Genomic DNA, 16,588 nt, shown 5'->3' on the forward strand with positions numbered 1-16,588 from the left:
AAACTGTGGATGCCGTTTTTATTCAAAAGGATTATTTATCCGACGCTGCGGATAGCAAATATGCTAAGGTATATCAAAAAGCGGGCATCCCGTTTTTCTTCATCGAATCCAAGAAATCATATGTACCTTTTGTGATTGAGGATCTGTCCTATGAAGAAGTGCCGGATTTGTCACCAGACATGTATGCTTCAGGCTATTATCAGTCTGGGGATAAAGCGCAATTCTGGGGGTACGGGCTGTACAATGACCAAGTCAATCCAGCCAATATTAAAGATGCCTATTCACAGATATTCACTACCATTGCCTCGCTTCCACAATAGCAAAACGCCCGGATGCGCATCCGGGCGTTTTTGCATTCCTTTTATAATTCTACGCAGACGGGCATATAGGCACTAATCCGCATTTACAGCTTCGTCCTCGAACTCTTCAATACTCTGATTGGAGCCAATGACCACCATAATATCACCCTCATTCACATGATCATGCGCGGTAGGAGCGACGATGATCCCGTCCTCACGGTTCAGGGCAATGATGCTGCAGCCGTATCTGGCCCGGGTGTTCAGCTCCGAGAGGCTTTTGCCGTTCATGCAGGAAGGCACGGTCAGCTCGACAATTTTATAATCCTTGGAGATTTCGATATAGTCCAGAAGATTGGGCGTCACCAGCTGATGCGCCACACGGACACCCATATCCCGCTCGGGGAAAATAACCCGGTCGACCCCCAGCTTGGACAACGCCCGCCCGTGAAGAATTGTTATCGCCTTGCCAACCACCTGCTTTACACCAAGCTCCTTGAGCAGGATCGCCGCCAGTATGCTGCGCTCCATGTTATCTCCAATTGCCACAATACCGCAGTCAAAATTACGCACCCCCAGTGAACGCATAATTCCTTCATCTGTAGCATCCGCCATTACAGCATGAGTCAGCCGGCCGCTCATCTCTTCAACCCGGTCCTCCTGATGGTCAATCCCAAGCACCTCATAGCCCATGGCCATCAGTTCAAGCGCAAGGCTTGAGCCAAAACGGCCGAGACCGATTACGACAAACTGCTGTGGTTTCATAATTCGTTTAACCCCTTATCCAATTATCATTTTGCCTTCCGGATACTTATACAATGCTTTACCCTGTTTCGGGCCAAGCGCATACGCCAGGGTCAGCAGACCCAGCCTTCCGGCGAACATGGTCAGGCAGATCAGAATCTTGCCGACTTCCGTTAATTCCGGTGTCAATCCCATGCTGAGGCCCACAGTGGCGAAGGCCGAGGTCGTTTCGAACAGAATCATCAGGAAGGGGCGTCCTTCCGTGGTGGACAACACCATCGATACGGAAACAATCAGCAGTAGAGCAAGCAGCGTAATTGTCAGCGCCTTGAACACACGCTCCTGCGCCAACCGGTAGCGGAACAGCACAATATCATCACGTCCGCGCAGCATCGAAACTACCGCCCCGATCATCAGGGTGAACGTTGTTGTCTTAATCCCGCCGCCAGTCGAGCCCGGGGAAGCCCCGATAAACATCAGAATTACGATGAAAAACTGCGAAGCCTGGCGCAACCCGGCGATATCCACCGTATTGGCACCGGCGGTACGCGGCGTTACCGATTGAAAGAAGGAGGCCCAAAGTTTGCCGCCAAGGTTCAGCGGACCCAGCGTGCGTGAGTTGGTGAACTCAAAAACAAAAATGACTACTGTTCCAATCAGAATCAGCGCCGCCGTCATCGACAGGACAACCTTGGTGTGCAGCAGCAGCCTGCGGCTCTTACGGTAATCCATCAGATCCGACATGACAATAAACCCGATACCGCCGGAAACAATAAGGAACATGACGATAATATTCACAGTGGGATCATTGACGTATCCGGTCAGGCTGCGGTAGCCGCCAAAGATATCAAACCCGGCATTGTTGAACATCGAGACAGCATGAAAGATGCCATAATACAACGCACGGCCAAAAGGCATATCCACCGCCCAACGCAGCGCTAGCAGGGCCGCACAACTCGCCTCAATAATCAGTGAATAGAGCAGCACCTTGCGGATCAGCCGGACAATGCCCTCCATCGAGCTCTGATTCATGGCTTCCTGAAGAATAAGCCGGTCGCGCAGCGAAATTTTGCGTTTCAGTAAGAGTGCGAATAAGGTCGCCATCGTCATGAATCCGAGGCCGCCAATTTGAATCAGCACCAGTATGGTAATTTGTCCAAAAACGCTGAAATAGGTCCCCGTGTCTACTACCACAAGTCCGGTCACGCAGGTGGCCGACGTTGCGGTGAACAGTGCATCAATGAACCTTAGCGAGTGACCCGATGCACTTGAAATGGGCAGCATCAGAAGCAGGGTGCCGATCAGAATGACACCTGCAAAGCCTAACACCAATATTTGAGGCGGGGAAAGCTTCAAGAACCTGAATTCAGAAATTTTGGGAAACGGTGAAGCCAAACTCCTCATCCTCTCCTATTCGCTTCTGCAAATGAAATAAACATACAAATTATATACGTTATTGTCCAACTTCACAAAGGCGATTTACGGCTGTGAGATTTTCCTCTTGATATTGTATGGTGTGTAGTGGTACACTTCATTCATCAAGTGTATGGCATGTATCCATACACCAATAACACCAATAACTCAGCGTTTACTTATGAGGGGAGGACCCAATGGACCCATCTATTGAGCTTTTGCCGGAGCAATTCCAAATCAACCCCTCGCTTCCGATTTACGAGCAATTTGTCGAAGCCATACAGGGACGGATTGTTAGCGGCCTTATTCCCCCCGGCTCGCGCCTGCCCTCGGTCAGAGAGCTGGCCGCCGGACGGGGAGTTAATCCGACTACCGCCGCCAGAACCTATCAGGAGCTGGAGAGGATGGGGCTGATTGTCACCTACCGCGGCCAAGGCACTTTTGTTACCCGCGAGGAAGACGTCATCGGTGAGGCGCGCAAAACCATTATGCGCAAGGCAATCCGGGAGTTCAAGGCTGTTGCCGGGACGCTCGGCATATCTGCTGAACAAATGTTGAATTTCGATAAGGAGGATTCAAATGCCAGTGAATCATAATAAGGATGCCGGGTTGTCAGCAAAAGCTCCGGCAGTAGAATGCAATAATTTAAAACTCAAGGTAAAGAAGAAAATAATACTGGACGGAATCAGCTTTCAAATTCCCCAAGGCAGCTTAACGGGCCTTCTGGGGCCTAACGGAGCAGGCAAATCCTCTCTGCTTCGCATCATATCCGGGCTTACGGCAGCAGATTCCGGCTCGGCTCACATCTTCGGAAAACCCGCAGGTGTTCAGCGCCTTGGCGAACTGTCCATGCTGCCGGACCGCAGCAATCTGCCCGGCTGGCTGACCGTCCGGGAGTGGCTCGGCTTTGCCGGAGGCATCTACCCGGACTGGGATGAGGCGAAAGCACAGGAACTGCTCCGTGAGCTTTCGGTCTCACCGGAATCGCAGATATCCGCGATGTCCCGGGGCGAGGAAGCCAGGCTGCAGCTGCTGACCTGTCTGTCGCGCCAGGCACCGCTGGTTATACTCGACGAGCCGTTCACCGGAGTGGATCTAATCTCCAGAGAACGGATCGCTTCGGCGGTCGTGGGTGAGCTGGCGGACGGAGCCCGTACCTTCTTGATCGCAACCCATGATATCCGCGAGATGGAGCTGCTGTTTGACCGGTTGATCCTGATCGGTGAAGGCCAAATCCAGAGCATCGAAGACGTCGAATTGCTCCGCCAGTCCGGCAAATCGGTAGAATCTCGATACAGGGAAGTGTTCGCATGACCACGCTGAAGACACTTGTTCAGTTGGAGTACAGCCGTTTCAGCCCTTCCAGACAGGGGAAATCTAAAAGCATTCTGATTGGCTTATCGCTGTTCTGTGTGATGGTGCTTGTCGGCATGTATCTTCCCGCCACCAGAGCAACGCAGCGTTCGCCATTTATCTTTGCAGCACTGCTGCTATGGACCGTTACGCTGGGCCTGTCCACGCTTCACATCCTGGCATTCCAAGGTCAACAGCATAGAGAATGGTTTTTATCCTTTCCACATTCCCGGCTTACACTGCTCTATGCCAAAGTGGCCAGCCTGCTGAAGCACAGCCTGAACATCGCCTTATTGGTGATGGCATCTGCAGTTGCCGTTTATGCCCTTTCCGCTCTTGCCGGCCGGTATGCCCCGCTTCCGGCTGGGGAGCTGATCTACATGCTTGCCGCCTATACGTTGTTCATCATAGCCACACTGCCTTTAGCAGTAGTCTGGGGGCTGGCAATCACCCTGCTTATGCGTGCACGAAAAGCTGCTGTGCTGCTGGTTATTCCATATAATTTACTGTGGCTGCTGCCGCTTATTTATGCCAGCTTGCTAAGCTCATCCACTCTTGGTCTGAAAGGGGTGGAATATGCCTCTCCGAGTGCAGTGTTGATGTATGCACTTGCTCTGATTCTAATCGGATGGCCCTTCTGTTACTTCCTGATGCCGCTTATCGCCCGCAACGGACTGGGAGGAATGGGGGAACTCCAATCAACCGCTCTTCCCTCATCTGCAAATGCAAGATGGGGAAAGAACGCCAAAACAAACACATTCACCATCCGCAAAGCGCCATTCACCACTCTGTTCCGGCTCCATACCAGCCGGGTGCGCCGAATAGAAAAGCATCCAAACATACTCATCCTGAAGCTGGCAGTGCCGCTGCTCAGCATTGCAGCCGGTTATTACGGATCAACAGACGGATTAGCTATCCAGTCCGTTGCAAGGTTGCTGTTTATGCTGCCCGTTCTGTTCGGTTTCCTGTGGATGGTGAGCCGCAGCAGCCTCGAACGCAAACAGCTGCCCTGGCTGCTCGGCTTCCCGCAGAGCCGGTTGGCTGTACTGCTGTCCGGAGTTGCTGCTGTATGGGTTACTGTTATGCGGATCATCATTGTTCTGGCGCTTTCCGCTTTTGCAGGGAGTATTATAGGCTTCATTACAGGCAAGATCGATCTGAACAATCTGTCTTACGCCCTGACATGGCTGCTCTTTTCATTTCTTCTTTATACACTTACGCTGACAATAACCTTTGGCCTGATGCAGGCCGAATACTATCTGATGAAATCATCGGCACTATCTTTACTTCTGCTTCCGATCGTGCTGCTGGGCACCCTGCATAGCGTCCTGATCAACAGATTTATGATCCCTAAGGAAATGCACAGCGGCTTAATGCCGGACTGGAGCCTGCTGGGCTGGATTGCGGTCATTGGCCTGCCTCTTGCGGCATGCTGTATTTTTGCGGGAGCCAAATATTATCACCTCATCTTAACTCCGCAGAAGAAGGCTGCAGCCCAAACAAAACAAGCATAAGCTTGGCAATCTTCACGTAAACGTAAAGGGACAACAGGAAATTTCCTGTAACCGCACGCCAAGTGATACTATAATAAGAAAAGCACGAAGCTTAAGGAAAAGAGCAGGATCAATTCATCACAAGGAGGCGTTTCATGAATTCCGTCGGCCAGCCCTTACAGCAGCGGCCTCTTTCCATCAAACTTATCGTAGCGGGCATTCTGGGTCTTATCGTATTTATTATGTTCCAGGTAGCTCCCCAGCTCCTTTCGGGTACCAATGGAGAAGACACCACCGTCATCAGCAAGAACGAAGCCCGTTCACATGCTGCCGCATTCGCAGCCCAGCAGCTTAGCCATACGGAGACAGCAAATGATCATTGGACCGTCGTTTATCAGACTGATTCGGACTTCTACGGATATATGTCCCGGGAGAAGCTCCTGCAGGACTACTCCAAAAACAAGCTGGATCAGCGTTATCCCTTTGACGTCTATCATGCTGTGCTTCAGGCATCCGGAGAAAAAGACGCCCAGCTCACCGTTGATCTCAATATGTACACTGGAGAGGTTGTGGCCTTTGCCCGCGGTGCCAGCATCAAATCCGAGGACGGATCCAGTTATGGAAGCGCTCCGGCTGCTGCCCGTGCAAACAGTGATTCCTCGCTTTCTCTGGATAAGAAGGAGGAGCTCGCCCGCCCGTGGCTCAAGCAATGGGGAGTAAATCCTGCTAAGCTGCAGATCGAAGCCGGCTCAAATGAATACGGGCTTGTCTATACAGACCATTCGGTCAAAGTCGGAGAAACTCTGCTGCATTATAACTTTAATTTCCAGGATGGTGAGGTTTCTTACTTCCGGGCCGGATTTTCCGCTCCCTCCTGGCATACTTCGTATGTAGAGGACCAGACCTCGCTGGCCCAAACGCTGACGCGCTTTGGCTACGGCCTGCCGACACTGGCTCTTGGCATTCTCGCCTTGATCTACAGCATTCTGAGAAGAGGCCATACTTCCTTTGTGCGCGGCATCTTCTTAAGTTTGGCCCATTTTGTAATCATGATGGTCAGCACTTACAATATGCTGCCGGAATCCGGCAGCGACAGCCCTGAAGCCCGGATAACCTCTGCCATCTTGTTCGTCATTTACGCCTTGTACAGCCTGCTGATGTCCTCCCTGCTCTACTTCTCGCTCGTTGGAGGCAACGGCTTATGGCGCAAGGAGGAAGGCCTGAATCCCTGGCCCCGCGCCAAGGAGCCGGGATACGGCAAATATGTGCTCGACAGCATGCGCACCGGTTATATCTGGGCCTTTATCCTGCTTGGTGTGCAGACAATTATGTTCATCATCTTGTCGCTCACGCTGCATAACTGGTCCACCACGGACGCCAGCCAATCTCCCTACAATATGAGATATGCCTGGCTGCTGCCGATCGTCGCCTGGCTTGCCGGCCTGTCCGAGGAAGCCGTCTACCGCCTATTCGGCATCCGGATGCTCAAAAAAATCGTCCGCAACACCTTCATTGCCTCGCTGATCACGACGCTCATTTGGGCTTTCGGCCATACACTGTATCCGATTTACCCGATTAGCTCGCGTCCGATAGAGCTGACAGTGATTGGGCTGCTGTTCAGCTATATTTTCCTGCGCTACGGCTTTATCGCCGTCATGTTCAGCCATGTCGTGTTCGACAGCATTCTGATGGGAGCCACGCTGATCTTCATGAAGGAGAGCGTAAATATAGGTGCCGGAATCGTGACGCTCATCCTGCCATTCGTGGTCGGTTACATCGTGTACCGGTTTAACCCGCCGAACAAGCCGGGTCAGGCGAATCCACGGGAGCCCGAAGAATCGCTTCAGCCTGCTGGCAACTTAAATTAAGCTTTCAATAATAAAATGAGGTGTTCCAGCTGGCTGCCATCAGCCTGCGGAACACCTCGTTTTATCTCCTTTTAAAGAAGCGGTCATAGAGCACCAATGCAACCAATATGGTAAACACCTGAATTAGAAACTGCCCCTATTGATTATGACAACATTTAATAATATATAACATTTCTACATGATTCCCGGATTCCCCTTATCTTCGCAAACCGGTAAATTTCACTATAATCTTCAATCGTTAGGCTCAGCAATCACAGTCCTGTTTCTCCCCCCCTTCTTGGCCAGATACAGCGCCCGATCCGCCATCTCCAGCAGCGCTTCTTGCTCTGACGCATGTAAAGGATAGTGCGCTACACCTTGAGAGACCGTAAGCCGTGTTGGAATGGGAGCCACGCTTTGTTCAAGGGCCAGCCGGACTCTTTCGGCTACATTATAAGCTTCCGCTGGTCTTGTTTCAGCCAGCAGAATGACGAACTCTTCACCTCCGTAGCGGTAGCAGACATCACTTGGGCGAAGCGAGGATGCTATAATTCCGGCAACGTGTTTCAGTACTTCGTCACCAGTAACATGGCCATAGGTGTCATTTACGAGTTTGAATCTGTCTACATCCAGTACAATGAGCGAAAACGGCAGCCCGGAGTCAATCCAATGACCCAGCTGATATTTAAGCGACCTCCTGTTCATTAAGCCCGTCAGCGCATCCGTCGCGGCCTCCTGAGTAAGCTGATCCGTCTGTTTCTGAATATCCGTTACAGCAAGCAATACGGCATCGGTCAGCAACTCTGCCTCCCGGCTCCATTGTGGCCTTACCTCCGGAATTACAATGTTCTCCTTGCCTATCCTGCTCACCAGATTTGCCAGATGCACGAACGGCCGGGCCAGCTTGTATGCTATGAAAATAACGCCCATCAGCAGGATAAGAAACGGGAAGATCGAATACGCGATAATTGTCCGGAGATGGCCCATCAGCTCTTGATGGATGATACTAATCGGCGATACGACCACAACCCCCCATCCATTGGCTGGAACACTGGAGTACCCCGCAAGCACCTCAATGCCGATGGTATTAATTACTCGCTCTTTTCCGCGCTCTCCCTTCATGAGCTTCTGCACAACCTTGTTGGTGCTGATATCTCTCCCGATAAACTGCTTGTTTGGATGGTACAGCAGCTGCCCCTTGGAATCCACAATATAAAAATAAGAACCGTACTCGTCCACGTTGTTATTCCCATAAATCATAGACAGGATATTGTCCTCCTGCAGATAAAGCGTCCCGCTCAAAATACCGAGATATGTTCCGTTCCTGCTGAAAACCGGTTGACTCATAAATACGATTAACCGCTTAGTGTTTGGGGTTAGGGAAGGGGAGGAGAGATATGGTTTCTGTAGCGCCAGAGCCACCAGACCGGCTTTGGAGGTAAGAGTTTTGCCGGCCGTTCCCACTGATGCGGGAACAACGTTGCGGATCACCCTGTCAGCATCGACTAAGGTAATGGAATTGAAGAAGTTGCTGCTGTTGCGCATCAGTTCTAGATGATTATCCACTTGTTTCGGAGTCATAGCATCAAAATCAGAGAGTACACCAGCATTGTATTTCAGGCTATTGCGCATGGACAGGAATAAGGAATCCATCGTCTTAGACATTCGTTCAGCGCTGGAGTAATTCAGCTGGAGTGTCGTCTCTATCAAAGATTGTTTCTTGGACTCGTAAGAGCCAATCAGCAGAATGCTTGAGGTTAGCAAAACCACCAGCGTCACCAGGCCCGTAAGCAGCCATGTGAGACTGATTTTTTTACTAGGACACAGTTCGGCCCTTCTTACTGTAAACAAACGATAACCCTCCTCATTTCTATAAAAAACAACTAAATACATAATACATCAAATCATGACGTTATTCGATAAAAAGATGGCGCGTAAATGCCCGCCGCTGCTCGGCTCTCCCCGAGAGGCAACCCTTATCTGAACCCTCAAAAAAAAGGCCGACCCGTAGGGGTCAGCCTGGAGTCCGCTGCAATAGAAGCGGCACGCCTATACAGACGGTTCCTCGTCCTTCAGGGCCTCAAGAATCTGCCCCGCCAGCTTTTCGCCAATGGAGAGGGGGCGGAAATCCTCAATCGAGGCCTCCTTAATTTTCTTGAGTGAGCCGAAATGCTTCAGCAGCAGCTTCCGCCGCTTATCACCGATGCCCGGAATGGAGTCCAGCTTCGAGGTGACCATCGACTTGCCGCGCTGCTCGCGGTGGAAGGTGATCGCGAAGCGGTGGACTTCATCCTGGATACGCTGCAGCAGATAGAATTCCTGGCTGTCGCGCGCCAGCGGCACCGGCTCGGCAGAGTCGCCGATCAGCAGCTGGGCGGTTTTGTGCTTGTCATCCTTGACCAGACCGCAGACGGGAATGTAAAGACCGAGCTCGTTCTGCAGGATGTCGATGGCCGAGGAGATCTGCCCCTTCCCGCCGTCGACCACAATCAGATCAGGCTGCGGCAAATCTTCCTTCAGCACCCGCTCATAACGCCGCCGGATAACCTCGCGCATCGTTTCATAGTCATCCGGTCCCTGGACCGTGCGGACCTTGTATTTGCGGTATTCCTTCCGGGCAGGCTTGCCGTCAATGAATACGACCATCGCCGACACCGGATTGGTTCCCTGAATATTCGAGTTATCGAAGGCTTCTATCCGGCTGAGCGATTCCAGCCCCAGGCTCTGGCCGAGGCTGAGGGCCGCTCCAGAGGTCCGTTCCTCGTCCCGTTCAATGAGACGGAACTTCTCGTCAAGCGCCACACGGCTGTTCTGGCAGGCCATGCCGACCATCTGCTTCTTGAGCCCGCGCTGCGGCACAAGCACTTTGACGTTCAGCCATTCCTGCAAGGCTGCCGCCCCTCCGGCCGCATCCACGGTGCCGGCTGCAGCAGCTTCGGCCGCTGCGGCTTCACGCACTTCTGCATCCTCTGCCATATCCTGCTCCGTTACCTGACCAGTCTCCGCCGCAGCTTCATCTGCGGAGGCCGCCTCGGCAACAAGCGCTGTGAACGCACCCGCACCGGTCATCCCACTGTCACCGGAAGCCGTGACCTGAGCCGGTTTATCCGTGCTTTCCTCCAGCTTATCCGGCAGCAGGATCTCCTGCGGCAACGCCGGATTGTCGCTGTAATACTGCGTCACATAAGACATGAAGTCACTGTAAGCCTCTCCGTAGAACGGAAAAGCAGACGAATGGCGCTGAATCATTTTACCCTGCCGCATGTACAGAATCTGCACACACATCCAGCCTTTATCCACAGCATAGCCGAAGACGTCGCGGTCCTTGGTATCCGCAGTGTTGATCTTCTGCTTCTCCATCAGGGCATCGATGTGGATGATCTGGTCACGCAATTCCTTAGCCCGCTCGAAGTACAGCTCCTCTGCGGCTTCCTGCATCTTTTGCTGCAAATCCTTCTTAACCGCTTCATGTCCGCCCCCGAGAAAAGCGGCGATATTCTGCGTGATTTCCTCGTAGGCGGATTTGGGCACTTCCTTCTCACAAGGTGCCAGGCACTGGCCCATATGATAATAGAGACAGACCTCTTTCGGCATTACTCCGCATTTGCGCAGCGGATACATCCGGTCCAGCAGCTTTTTTGTCTGATGGGCCGCGTAAGCATTCGGATAGGGTCCGAAATATTTCGCTTTATCTTTAATCACCCGGCGCGTAACCTCAAGCCGCGGATGAGCTTCATTCGTTATTTTCAAATACGGGAACGTCTTGTCGTCCTTCAAAAGCACATTGTAACGCGGCATATGCTTCTTAATCAGGTTGCACTCCAGAATGAGCGCTTCCATATTGCTGGAGGTCACGATGTATTCAAAATCAACAATATTGGCGACAAGCCGCTGGGTTTTACCATTATGGCTGCCTGTAAAATAAGAGCGGACGCGGTTCTTCAGCACTTTGGCCTTGCCCACATAAATGATGGTGCCTTCTTCATTCTTCATCAGATAGCACCCGGGCAGGTCGGGCAGCAGTGCCAGCTTATTGCGGATATTATCGTTATAGTCCATGATTTCTCCCCCACCTAGACTTGGCTGCAGCTTATAAGGTAAGTTTAGCACACAAAGCGCCTCCGGATAAACCGGAGGCGCTTTGGCGATTGGGCCGAAAACGGCCCAAGTACAGCAGCATCAAATGAAATTATTGATGTTTAGCTACGATATTCTTAAGGGAATCCTTGGAGTTCAGTCCTACAACTTTATCCACGGGTTGGCCGTCTTTGAAGAAAATCAGCGTAGGAATACTCATTACTCCAAAACGGGAAGCCGTTTCCGGATTCTCATCTACATTCAATTTAGCAATTTTAACGCTGTCTCCCAGCTCGGTGGACAATTCCTCCAGAATAGGGGCAAGCATTTTGCAAGGGCCGCACCAAGGTGCCCAGAAATCTACTACAACAGTACCTTGACCTTCCACTTCGCCGACGAAGGATTGGTCAGACACGTTCACGATAGCCATGATATTGTTCCTCCTTTAAGTTTTGCGAAGCAATATCCGCTTCTATAGCGTACGCTAGTTCGAGCGAATTCACTCCGAAATGTTAGCGGGATAAAAATGTTTCATGTAATATGATAACCAAATTACCATTTACCGACACATCAACAGTATAACATATATACAGTGCTTTTGGGAAATGTTTTAGACAATTACATTGTATAAAATCTATTTTTTGTAAGAGAAACTCATCTTTACATCTCACTGCTGAGTTCGTATACTTGAGGAAAGCGCATTAATTGTCAATGACTTCTCTCACATGTATAACTGTAACCTATTTAAGTGCAGGCATGCAACCGCAAGGAGGAGCAAGCTATGGATGTCAATGCTAAGGTCCGGGACCCGCGGGAGCACTTCAATGAGGAGCCCCGCAACGATTTAGGTGATTTATTGGCCGGTTTTTTTGGAATGACGGGATTTATGACGCTTGTTTTCTTCGGAATGGTAATCGTCAAATTCATTCTCTCCGAATAGACAGGCAGGTTTTATCACACAGCGCAAACCTCCAGCCTTTCCCCACAAGGAAAATGCTGGAGGTTTGTTTGCGTCAATCGGTTTATGGACCAAGTGGAAACGGCTTTGCCGTCCTTTTTGAGGAGGGTACCGTTTCAGCGAGAAATAGAAGGATAAGTTATCGTGTGAAACCTATTTTCAAAAAAAAAAAAAAAACAGCGGCACCTTGGACTTAACGTCCCGGGCTGCCGCTGTTTGTATGTTAATTATAAAGCCGGCTCTTCGCCTTATCTGCCTGTTCCGCGCTGATTCTCGCCGTGCAGGGGAATAACCTCCACAAACGGAGCGATGCGGTCCATCAGACGCTGGCCTTTGTAGAGCTCTTCGCCGTCCTTGCTGGTGAAGCTCAGATGCTTCTCCAGACCGTCCAGCGGATAATTCGAGGTATAGAAGGTAGGTTTACGGTTCATCCGGTAGTTGAGGATTGCTCCGAGCACATGGTCGCGGGCCCACGGATTCAGGTTCTCCGCACCGATGTCATCAAAGATAAGCAAATCACAATTCTTCAGGGTATCGACGGTTTCCTTCAATTTCTGGCCGTCCAGCATGATCGACTTCAGATCCTCGATAAAATCGGGCATGTACACAATCACACCGCTATACCCCGCAACCGCCAGCTCATGGAGCAGGTAACACATCAGGAACGTTTTGCCTGTTCCAAAAGTGCCGTGCAGGTAAATCCCCTGCGAAGTAAGTCCGTTTTCTTTGATTCTTTCAATATAATCAAATATTTTATTCACGGCTGAGGCCCTGCGCGGGTCCTTGCCCATAATATCCATCTCGTCATAACCGCCGTTCAGCACACGTTCGTCTACATAGAAGCTGCGGATCCGTTTGCGGATGCTGTCCTGATTATCCTGTGCCACCTTAAGATTGCAGGCTGTCTTGCGTTCATATAGATCCGACGAGCCGTTAACGGTCTCAACTGTAAGCTTGCTGTAGTGCCCGGGGAAATCATTCGGGCATTTCTCCAGGCCGGGACAGTTTGCACAGTGGCGGCTCTCCTCGACATATTGATATAACCGGCTCAAGTGAACCTTGAGCCGCGACTCCTCCAGCTCCGGATGCTCAGCCTGCAGCTGCTTCACCAAAGGATGGTTCAGCAGATTCTGCTCAAGATCGCGCGAACGCTGGCGCAGAGCGGAATTGTTCATCGAACGCAGCACTTCGCCCATAGACTCCATTGCCATTTCCGCACCTCGCTTTCTTTACGGCGTCTTCGAAACGCCCTTTTTCTTACTGGCCTTAATCTCGGCCGCTTTCTTCATCATCGCCGCGAATTCCTCTTCCGATACGGTTCCGGCACTGCCGTCATCAAGCACCATTGGAATTTCCGGCTTGGCGGAGCGCCCGTTCTTCGCATAAGAACGCTGGCGTGTTCCGGACGCGCCGGTGGAGCCGGATGCCGCTCCTTTGCCCTTGACCTTCGACTGGTCACGGATGTAGCGCACCGCCTTCTCGTACGTGTTCACCTGCTTCACCAGCATATTGGAGGCGATTGCCTCAACGAAATTGCGGTTCATCCGCTGATCGCCGCCCGAAGCAACCATCGTCATCAGATAATGAATCAGCACATTGATGACTTCACCGCTGAGTTTGTAGTTCAGATCTATTTTCTCAAAAATATCCATCAGCTGGCCCGGCACCGCACCCGGAAAAAAGGTTTGCAGCAGCCGTGTATAAGGCTCGTTGCGCAGCATCATATTATATTGGTGAATATCGCATTTGGACATGAATTGCGGAGGAACCTCCACATAATATTCCATCTCAACCGACTGCTCCGGCGGAGCAATGGAATCATCGCCTTCCTCAGCCGCAGCTGAGCGCAGCGAGACTACCTTGGCCGCAGCGATCTCCCGTTTCTCCTGCCGCTTCATATCCTGGCGGAAATGCTGGCTCGCCTTGTATTGCAGCGTATCAAGAATGACCTCGCCGTCAGGCGTAAAGACCCCGTCCTCATCCAGCAGGCGGCTTAAATCCTGGGGACTCAGCTCATACTTATGGGCCACATAATTAATGACACCCATCTGGGTATGATCAAAACGCAGCTTCTCAACATGAACCCGGTTGACCGATTCCCTGGGGAACCGCAAAATAATATCGCTGTAGCCGATGGCCGGCTCGCCGCTTTCGCGCGTCCCCGGCTGGCGGACTGTAGCTACCTCGGCCAGCGCCTGCTCCAGCTCATAATCTATCACATGGGTATTCAATTGAAAGATATCATAAAAGGGCAGTGAAATATTCTCTTTGCCAATCGACCGGCGGCTCCATTCCTCCGGCTCGCGGTTCCAGAACTGCTCGCGCAGCGACAGCACAGCGAATTTGCCGATCTTGTCCCGCAGGAGCAGCGTCAAATGCTGAGTTGCAAAAAAGTCAGCCGGCGACAGCGGCGGCAGCAGCTCGTATTCATACATATAATCCTCGGTTTCCCCGACATAGATCCGGCAGGTCTGAAGCAGCCCCACCGCTTCCAGCCGGGAAGCCTGATCCACTAAATATTTGCGGCCCTTCTCATTCGGTTCAACTCCAAGCGTCATAAACAGCCTGCGCTGCTGCTCCACTGTGGAGTAGCCGATTGCTTCAGCCGGAATATGTTCAAACAGCAGCCTGTAAAGGCTGATTGCAAAGGCTCCGACCATCGGCTGATAGACCGAACCCAGCATACGTCCATCCACACTGCTTAGACCGAATTCGCGGGAAACGCAGTACCGATGATGTTCGGTGAAATGATGCAAGTTGCTCATACGCATCTGCGGATACCTCCCCCTTTTCTACACGAATTCATATAGATTTCTATTCTATCACAAAACACCCGGCCGGAAATGTAAAAAAAGAACCAAATAAGGCGCATTTCGCCGCATTATCGGCCCCTTATGAACACTTGCTGGCGATAGCGGGCAAAAAAGAAAAAAACGGCCTGAGTGCAGCCGTTTCTGTATGATGCAAATCTTTATCAGAACATTTTATAGCCGCCAAGCCGCAGTTTCTGGATCGTCCAGCCGCTGAGCACCGCACCCGCAAGTCCGGCAATCCCCGTAAGATAATCCACAATATGAAAGGTGGACAAATGCTCCCAGAGCGTCATGGCGCTTCTATCCCAGATGGAATAAATTACGATCGGCAGAATGACAATCACGAACAGATATGCGGGAAACCAGGTGGTCTTCATTAACATATTGAGGATAAAGCCAATGCCGAACATCATGACAAAGAATAAAACGGCCAGAACCAACACAGGAATAAATCCCATCGTACCGCCATCCCCTCTCTCTATAAAGAACCGCACACTAAGCCTTAATTAATAGTAAGTTTACTAGAAAAAATGTAACGAAGCAATGAACATTATTGCAGCTCACACTCCATTCAACTCAAATGCCGGTGTCAGGGTTTGCTCTGGGCCTCCCGCATGCGATACAATGCAAATAGATCAATCGGATCATACATAGAAGCGTATGCTTTCGAAGCTGGTTTTAAGCAAAGTTATTTCTACTTTTAAGGAGTGAGAACATGAACGAAGCCGCTTTGACACTGGAAGGCTGGTATGCACTACATGACTTCCGCTCGCTGAACTGGACGGCCTGGACGGCTGCCGATGATGAAGAGCGTGCCGTTGCCCTCGAGGAGCTGCATGCTTTTATGCAGGAATGGGGCCCGGTTGAAGAAGCCAAGGAAGGAAGCTCCACCGTATACGCCATTGTCGGCCAGAAGGCTGATTTCGTGATGATGTTTCTGCGCGAAAGCCTGGAAGCTTTGAATAGCCTTGAGACCGCCTTCAACAAAATCGCCTTTGCCCAATATACCACCAAGTCCTACTCTTACGTCAGTATTGTTGAACTTAGCAACTATGCTGCCGGCGGAAGCGCCGGGGATGGCAGTGATCCCATGCTGAATCCGCATGTGGCCGCCCGCCTGAAGCCGATTCTGCCGCAAGCCAAACATATCTGCTTCTATCCGATGAACAAGAAACGCGAGCTTGCTGACAACTGGTACATGCTCGATATGGAGAAACGCCGTGAGCTTATGTATTCCCACGGCCTAATCGGACGCGGTTACGCCGGCAAGGTAAAACAGATTATTACCGGCTCCGTCGGTTTTGATGATTGGGAATGGGGCGTTACACTGTTCGCCGAGGACGCGCTCCAGTTCAAGAAGCTGGTCTACGAAATGCGTTTCGATGAAGTCAGCGCCCGCTACGGCGAATTCGGCCCTTTCTATGTCGGCAATCTGCTGACTCCGGAGAGCTTCGAAGAGATGCTGAAGCTGTAATCCCGCGGACAGCCGCACACTGTATTTCATATCATGGCTTTTATGCCGGGTTCATAGATACAAACAAACAGACCGCAGCCTAACCGCTGCGGTCTGTTTGTTTGTATGCTTTCCGTTACT

At 51.3% G+C, this 16,588-nt stretch carries 15 protein-coding genes; 7 read left to right on the forward strand and 8 right to left on the reverse strand.

Features of this window, described 5'->3' with window-relative positions:
• Positions 1–5 precede the first annotated feature (5 nt).
• Entirely contained in the window at positions 6–320 is a 315-nt protein-coding gene (locus MHI45_RS12485) for a hypothetical protein (RefSeq protein WP_052092290.1), read from the forward strand.
• Between the two features lie 72 nt (positions 321–392).
• On the opposite strand, the gene MHI45_RS12490 is transcribed toward MHI45_RS12485, so the two are convergent.
• Positions 393–1,061, reverse strand: a complete 669-nt coding sequence (locus tag MHI45_RS12490; protein ID WP_038596089.1) for a potassium channel family protein — start codon at positions 1,059–1,061, stop codon at positions 393–395.
• A gap of 15 nt (positions 1,062–1,076) precedes the next feature.
• Positions 1,077–2,435, reverse strand: a complete 1,359-nt coding sequence (locus tag MHI45_RS12495; RefSeq protein ID WP_256718184.1) for a TrkH family potassium uptake protein — start codon at positions 2,433–2,435, stop codon at positions 1,077–1,079.
• Between the two features lie 215 nt (positions 2,436–2,650).
• Between MHI45_RS12495 and MHI45_RS12500 the strand changes: the two genes are divergently transcribed.
• From MHI45_RS12500 to MHI45_RS12515, 4 genes are all read left to right on the forward strand, one after another.
• Positions 2,651–3,049 carry a GntR family transcriptional regulator gene (locus tag MHI45_RS12500; RefSeq protein ID WP_038596091.1) on the forward strand — a complete coding sequence of 133 codons (399 nt, stop codon included), beginning with the start codon at positions 2,651–2,653 and terminating at the stop codon, positions 3,047–3,049.
• Positions 3,033–3,767, forward strand: coding sequence for an ATP-binding cassette domain-containing protein (locus tag MHI45_RS12505; protein WP_052092292.1), 735 nt, complete (start codon positions 3,033–3,035; stop codon positions 3,765–3,767). The genes MHI45_RS12500 and MHI45_RS12505 overlap by 17 nt, the downstream gene beginning before the upstream one ends.
• The gene (locus tag MHI45_RS12510) at positions 3,764–5,320 is read left to right on the forward strand and encodes a hypothetical protein (RefSeq protein ID WP_038596093.1); all 1,557 of its coding nucleotides are present in this window, start codon (positions 3,764–3,766) and stop codon (positions 5,318–5,320) included. The genes MHI45_RS12505 and MHI45_RS12510 overlap by 4 nt, the downstream gene beginning before the upstream one ends.
• A gap of 134 nt (positions 5,321–5,454) precedes the next feature.
• Positions 5,455–7,167, forward strand: a complete 1,713-nt coding sequence (locus tag MHI45_RS12515) for a CPBP family intramembrane glutamic endopeptidase (protein ID WP_340896723.1) — start codon at positions 5,455–5,457, stop codon at positions 7,165–7,167.
• Positions 7,168–7,398: 231 nt separating this feature from the next.
• On the opposite strand, the gene MHI45_RS12520 is transcribed toward MHI45_RS12515, so the two are convergent.
• The 3 genes from MHI45_RS12520 to trxA all read right to left on the reverse strand — a co-directional run bounded on the left by MHI45_RS12520 (position 7,399) and on the right by trxA (position 11,653).
• Positions 7,399–8,997 carry a sensor domain-containing diguanylate cyclase gene (locus MHI45_RS12520; protein ID WP_340896722.1) on the reverse strand — a complete coding sequence of 533 codons (1,599 nt, stop codon included), beginning with the start codon at positions 8,995–8,997 and terminating at the stop codon, positions 7,399–7,401.
• A 198-nt stretch (positions 8,998–9,195) separates the two neighbouring features.
• Complete coding sequence (gene uvrC, locus MHI45_RS12525) at positions 9,196–11,205, reverse strand: excinuclease ABC subunit UvrC (protein ID WP_340896720.1); 2,010 nt, start codon at positions 11,203–11,205, stop codon at positions 9,196–9,198.
• Between the two features lie 130 nt (positions 11,206–11,335).
• Positions 11,336–11,653 carry a thioredoxin gene (gene trxA, locus MHI45_RS12530; RefSeq protein WP_038596102.1) on the reverse strand — a complete coding sequence of 106 codons (318 nt, stop codon included), beginning with the start codon at positions 11,651–11,653 and terminating at the stop codon, positions 11,336–11,338.
• A gap of 351 nt (positions 11,654–12,004) precedes the next feature.
• On the opposite strand from trxA, the gene MHI45_RS12535 reads away from it, so the two are divergent.
• A complete protein-coding gene (locus tag MHI45_RS12535) occupies positions 12,005–12,163 on the forward strand; it encodes a YqzM family protein (RefSeq protein ID WP_144024388.1) in 159 nt (52 codons plus the stop codon).
• Positions 12,164–12,429: 266 nt separating this feature from the next.
• On the opposite strand, the gene dnaI is transcribed toward MHI45_RS12535, so the two are convergent.
• The 3 genes from dnaI to MHI45_RS12550 all read right to left on the reverse strand — a co-directional run bounded on the left by dnaI (position 12,430) and on the right by MHI45_RS12550 (position 15,452).
• A complete protein-coding gene (gene dnaI / locus MHI45_RS12540; protein ID WP_038600668.1) occupies positions 12,430–13,386 on the reverse strand; it encodes a primosomal protein DnaI in 957 nt (318 codons plus the stop codon).
• A gap of 24 nt (positions 13,387–13,410) precedes the next feature.
• On the reverse strand, positions 13,411–14,952 hold the full coding sequence (locus tag MHI45_RS12545; RefSeq protein WP_038596104.1) for a DnaD domain protein: 1,542 nt from the start codon (positions 14,950–14,952) through the stop codon (positions 13,411–13,413).
• A gap of 203 nt (positions 14,953–15,155) precedes the next feature.
• A complete protein-coding gene (locus MHI45_RS12550; RefSeq protein ID WP_038596106.1) occupies positions 15,156–15,452 on the reverse strand; it encodes a YuiB family protein in 297 nt (98 codons plus the stop codon).
• A 257-nt stretch (positions 15,453–15,709) separates the two neighbouring features.
• Here MHI45_RS12550 and hemQ point away from each other — a divergent pair, with 257 nt between their 5' ends.
• The gene (gene hemQ / locus MHI45_RS12555; protein ID WP_340896717.1) at positions 15,710–16,468 is read left to right on the forward strand and encodes a hydrogen peroxide-dependent heme synthase; all 759 of its coding nucleotides are present in this window, start codon (positions 15,710–15,712) and stop codon (positions 16,466–16,468) included.
• The last annotated feature ends 120 nt before the right edge of the window (positions 16,469–16,588 follow it).

It is taken from the genome of Paenibacillus sp. FSL H3-0321 (assembly GCF_038002865.1).
GTDB lineage: Bacteria > Bacillota > Bacilli > Paenibacillales > Paenibacillaceae > Paenibacillus_AQ.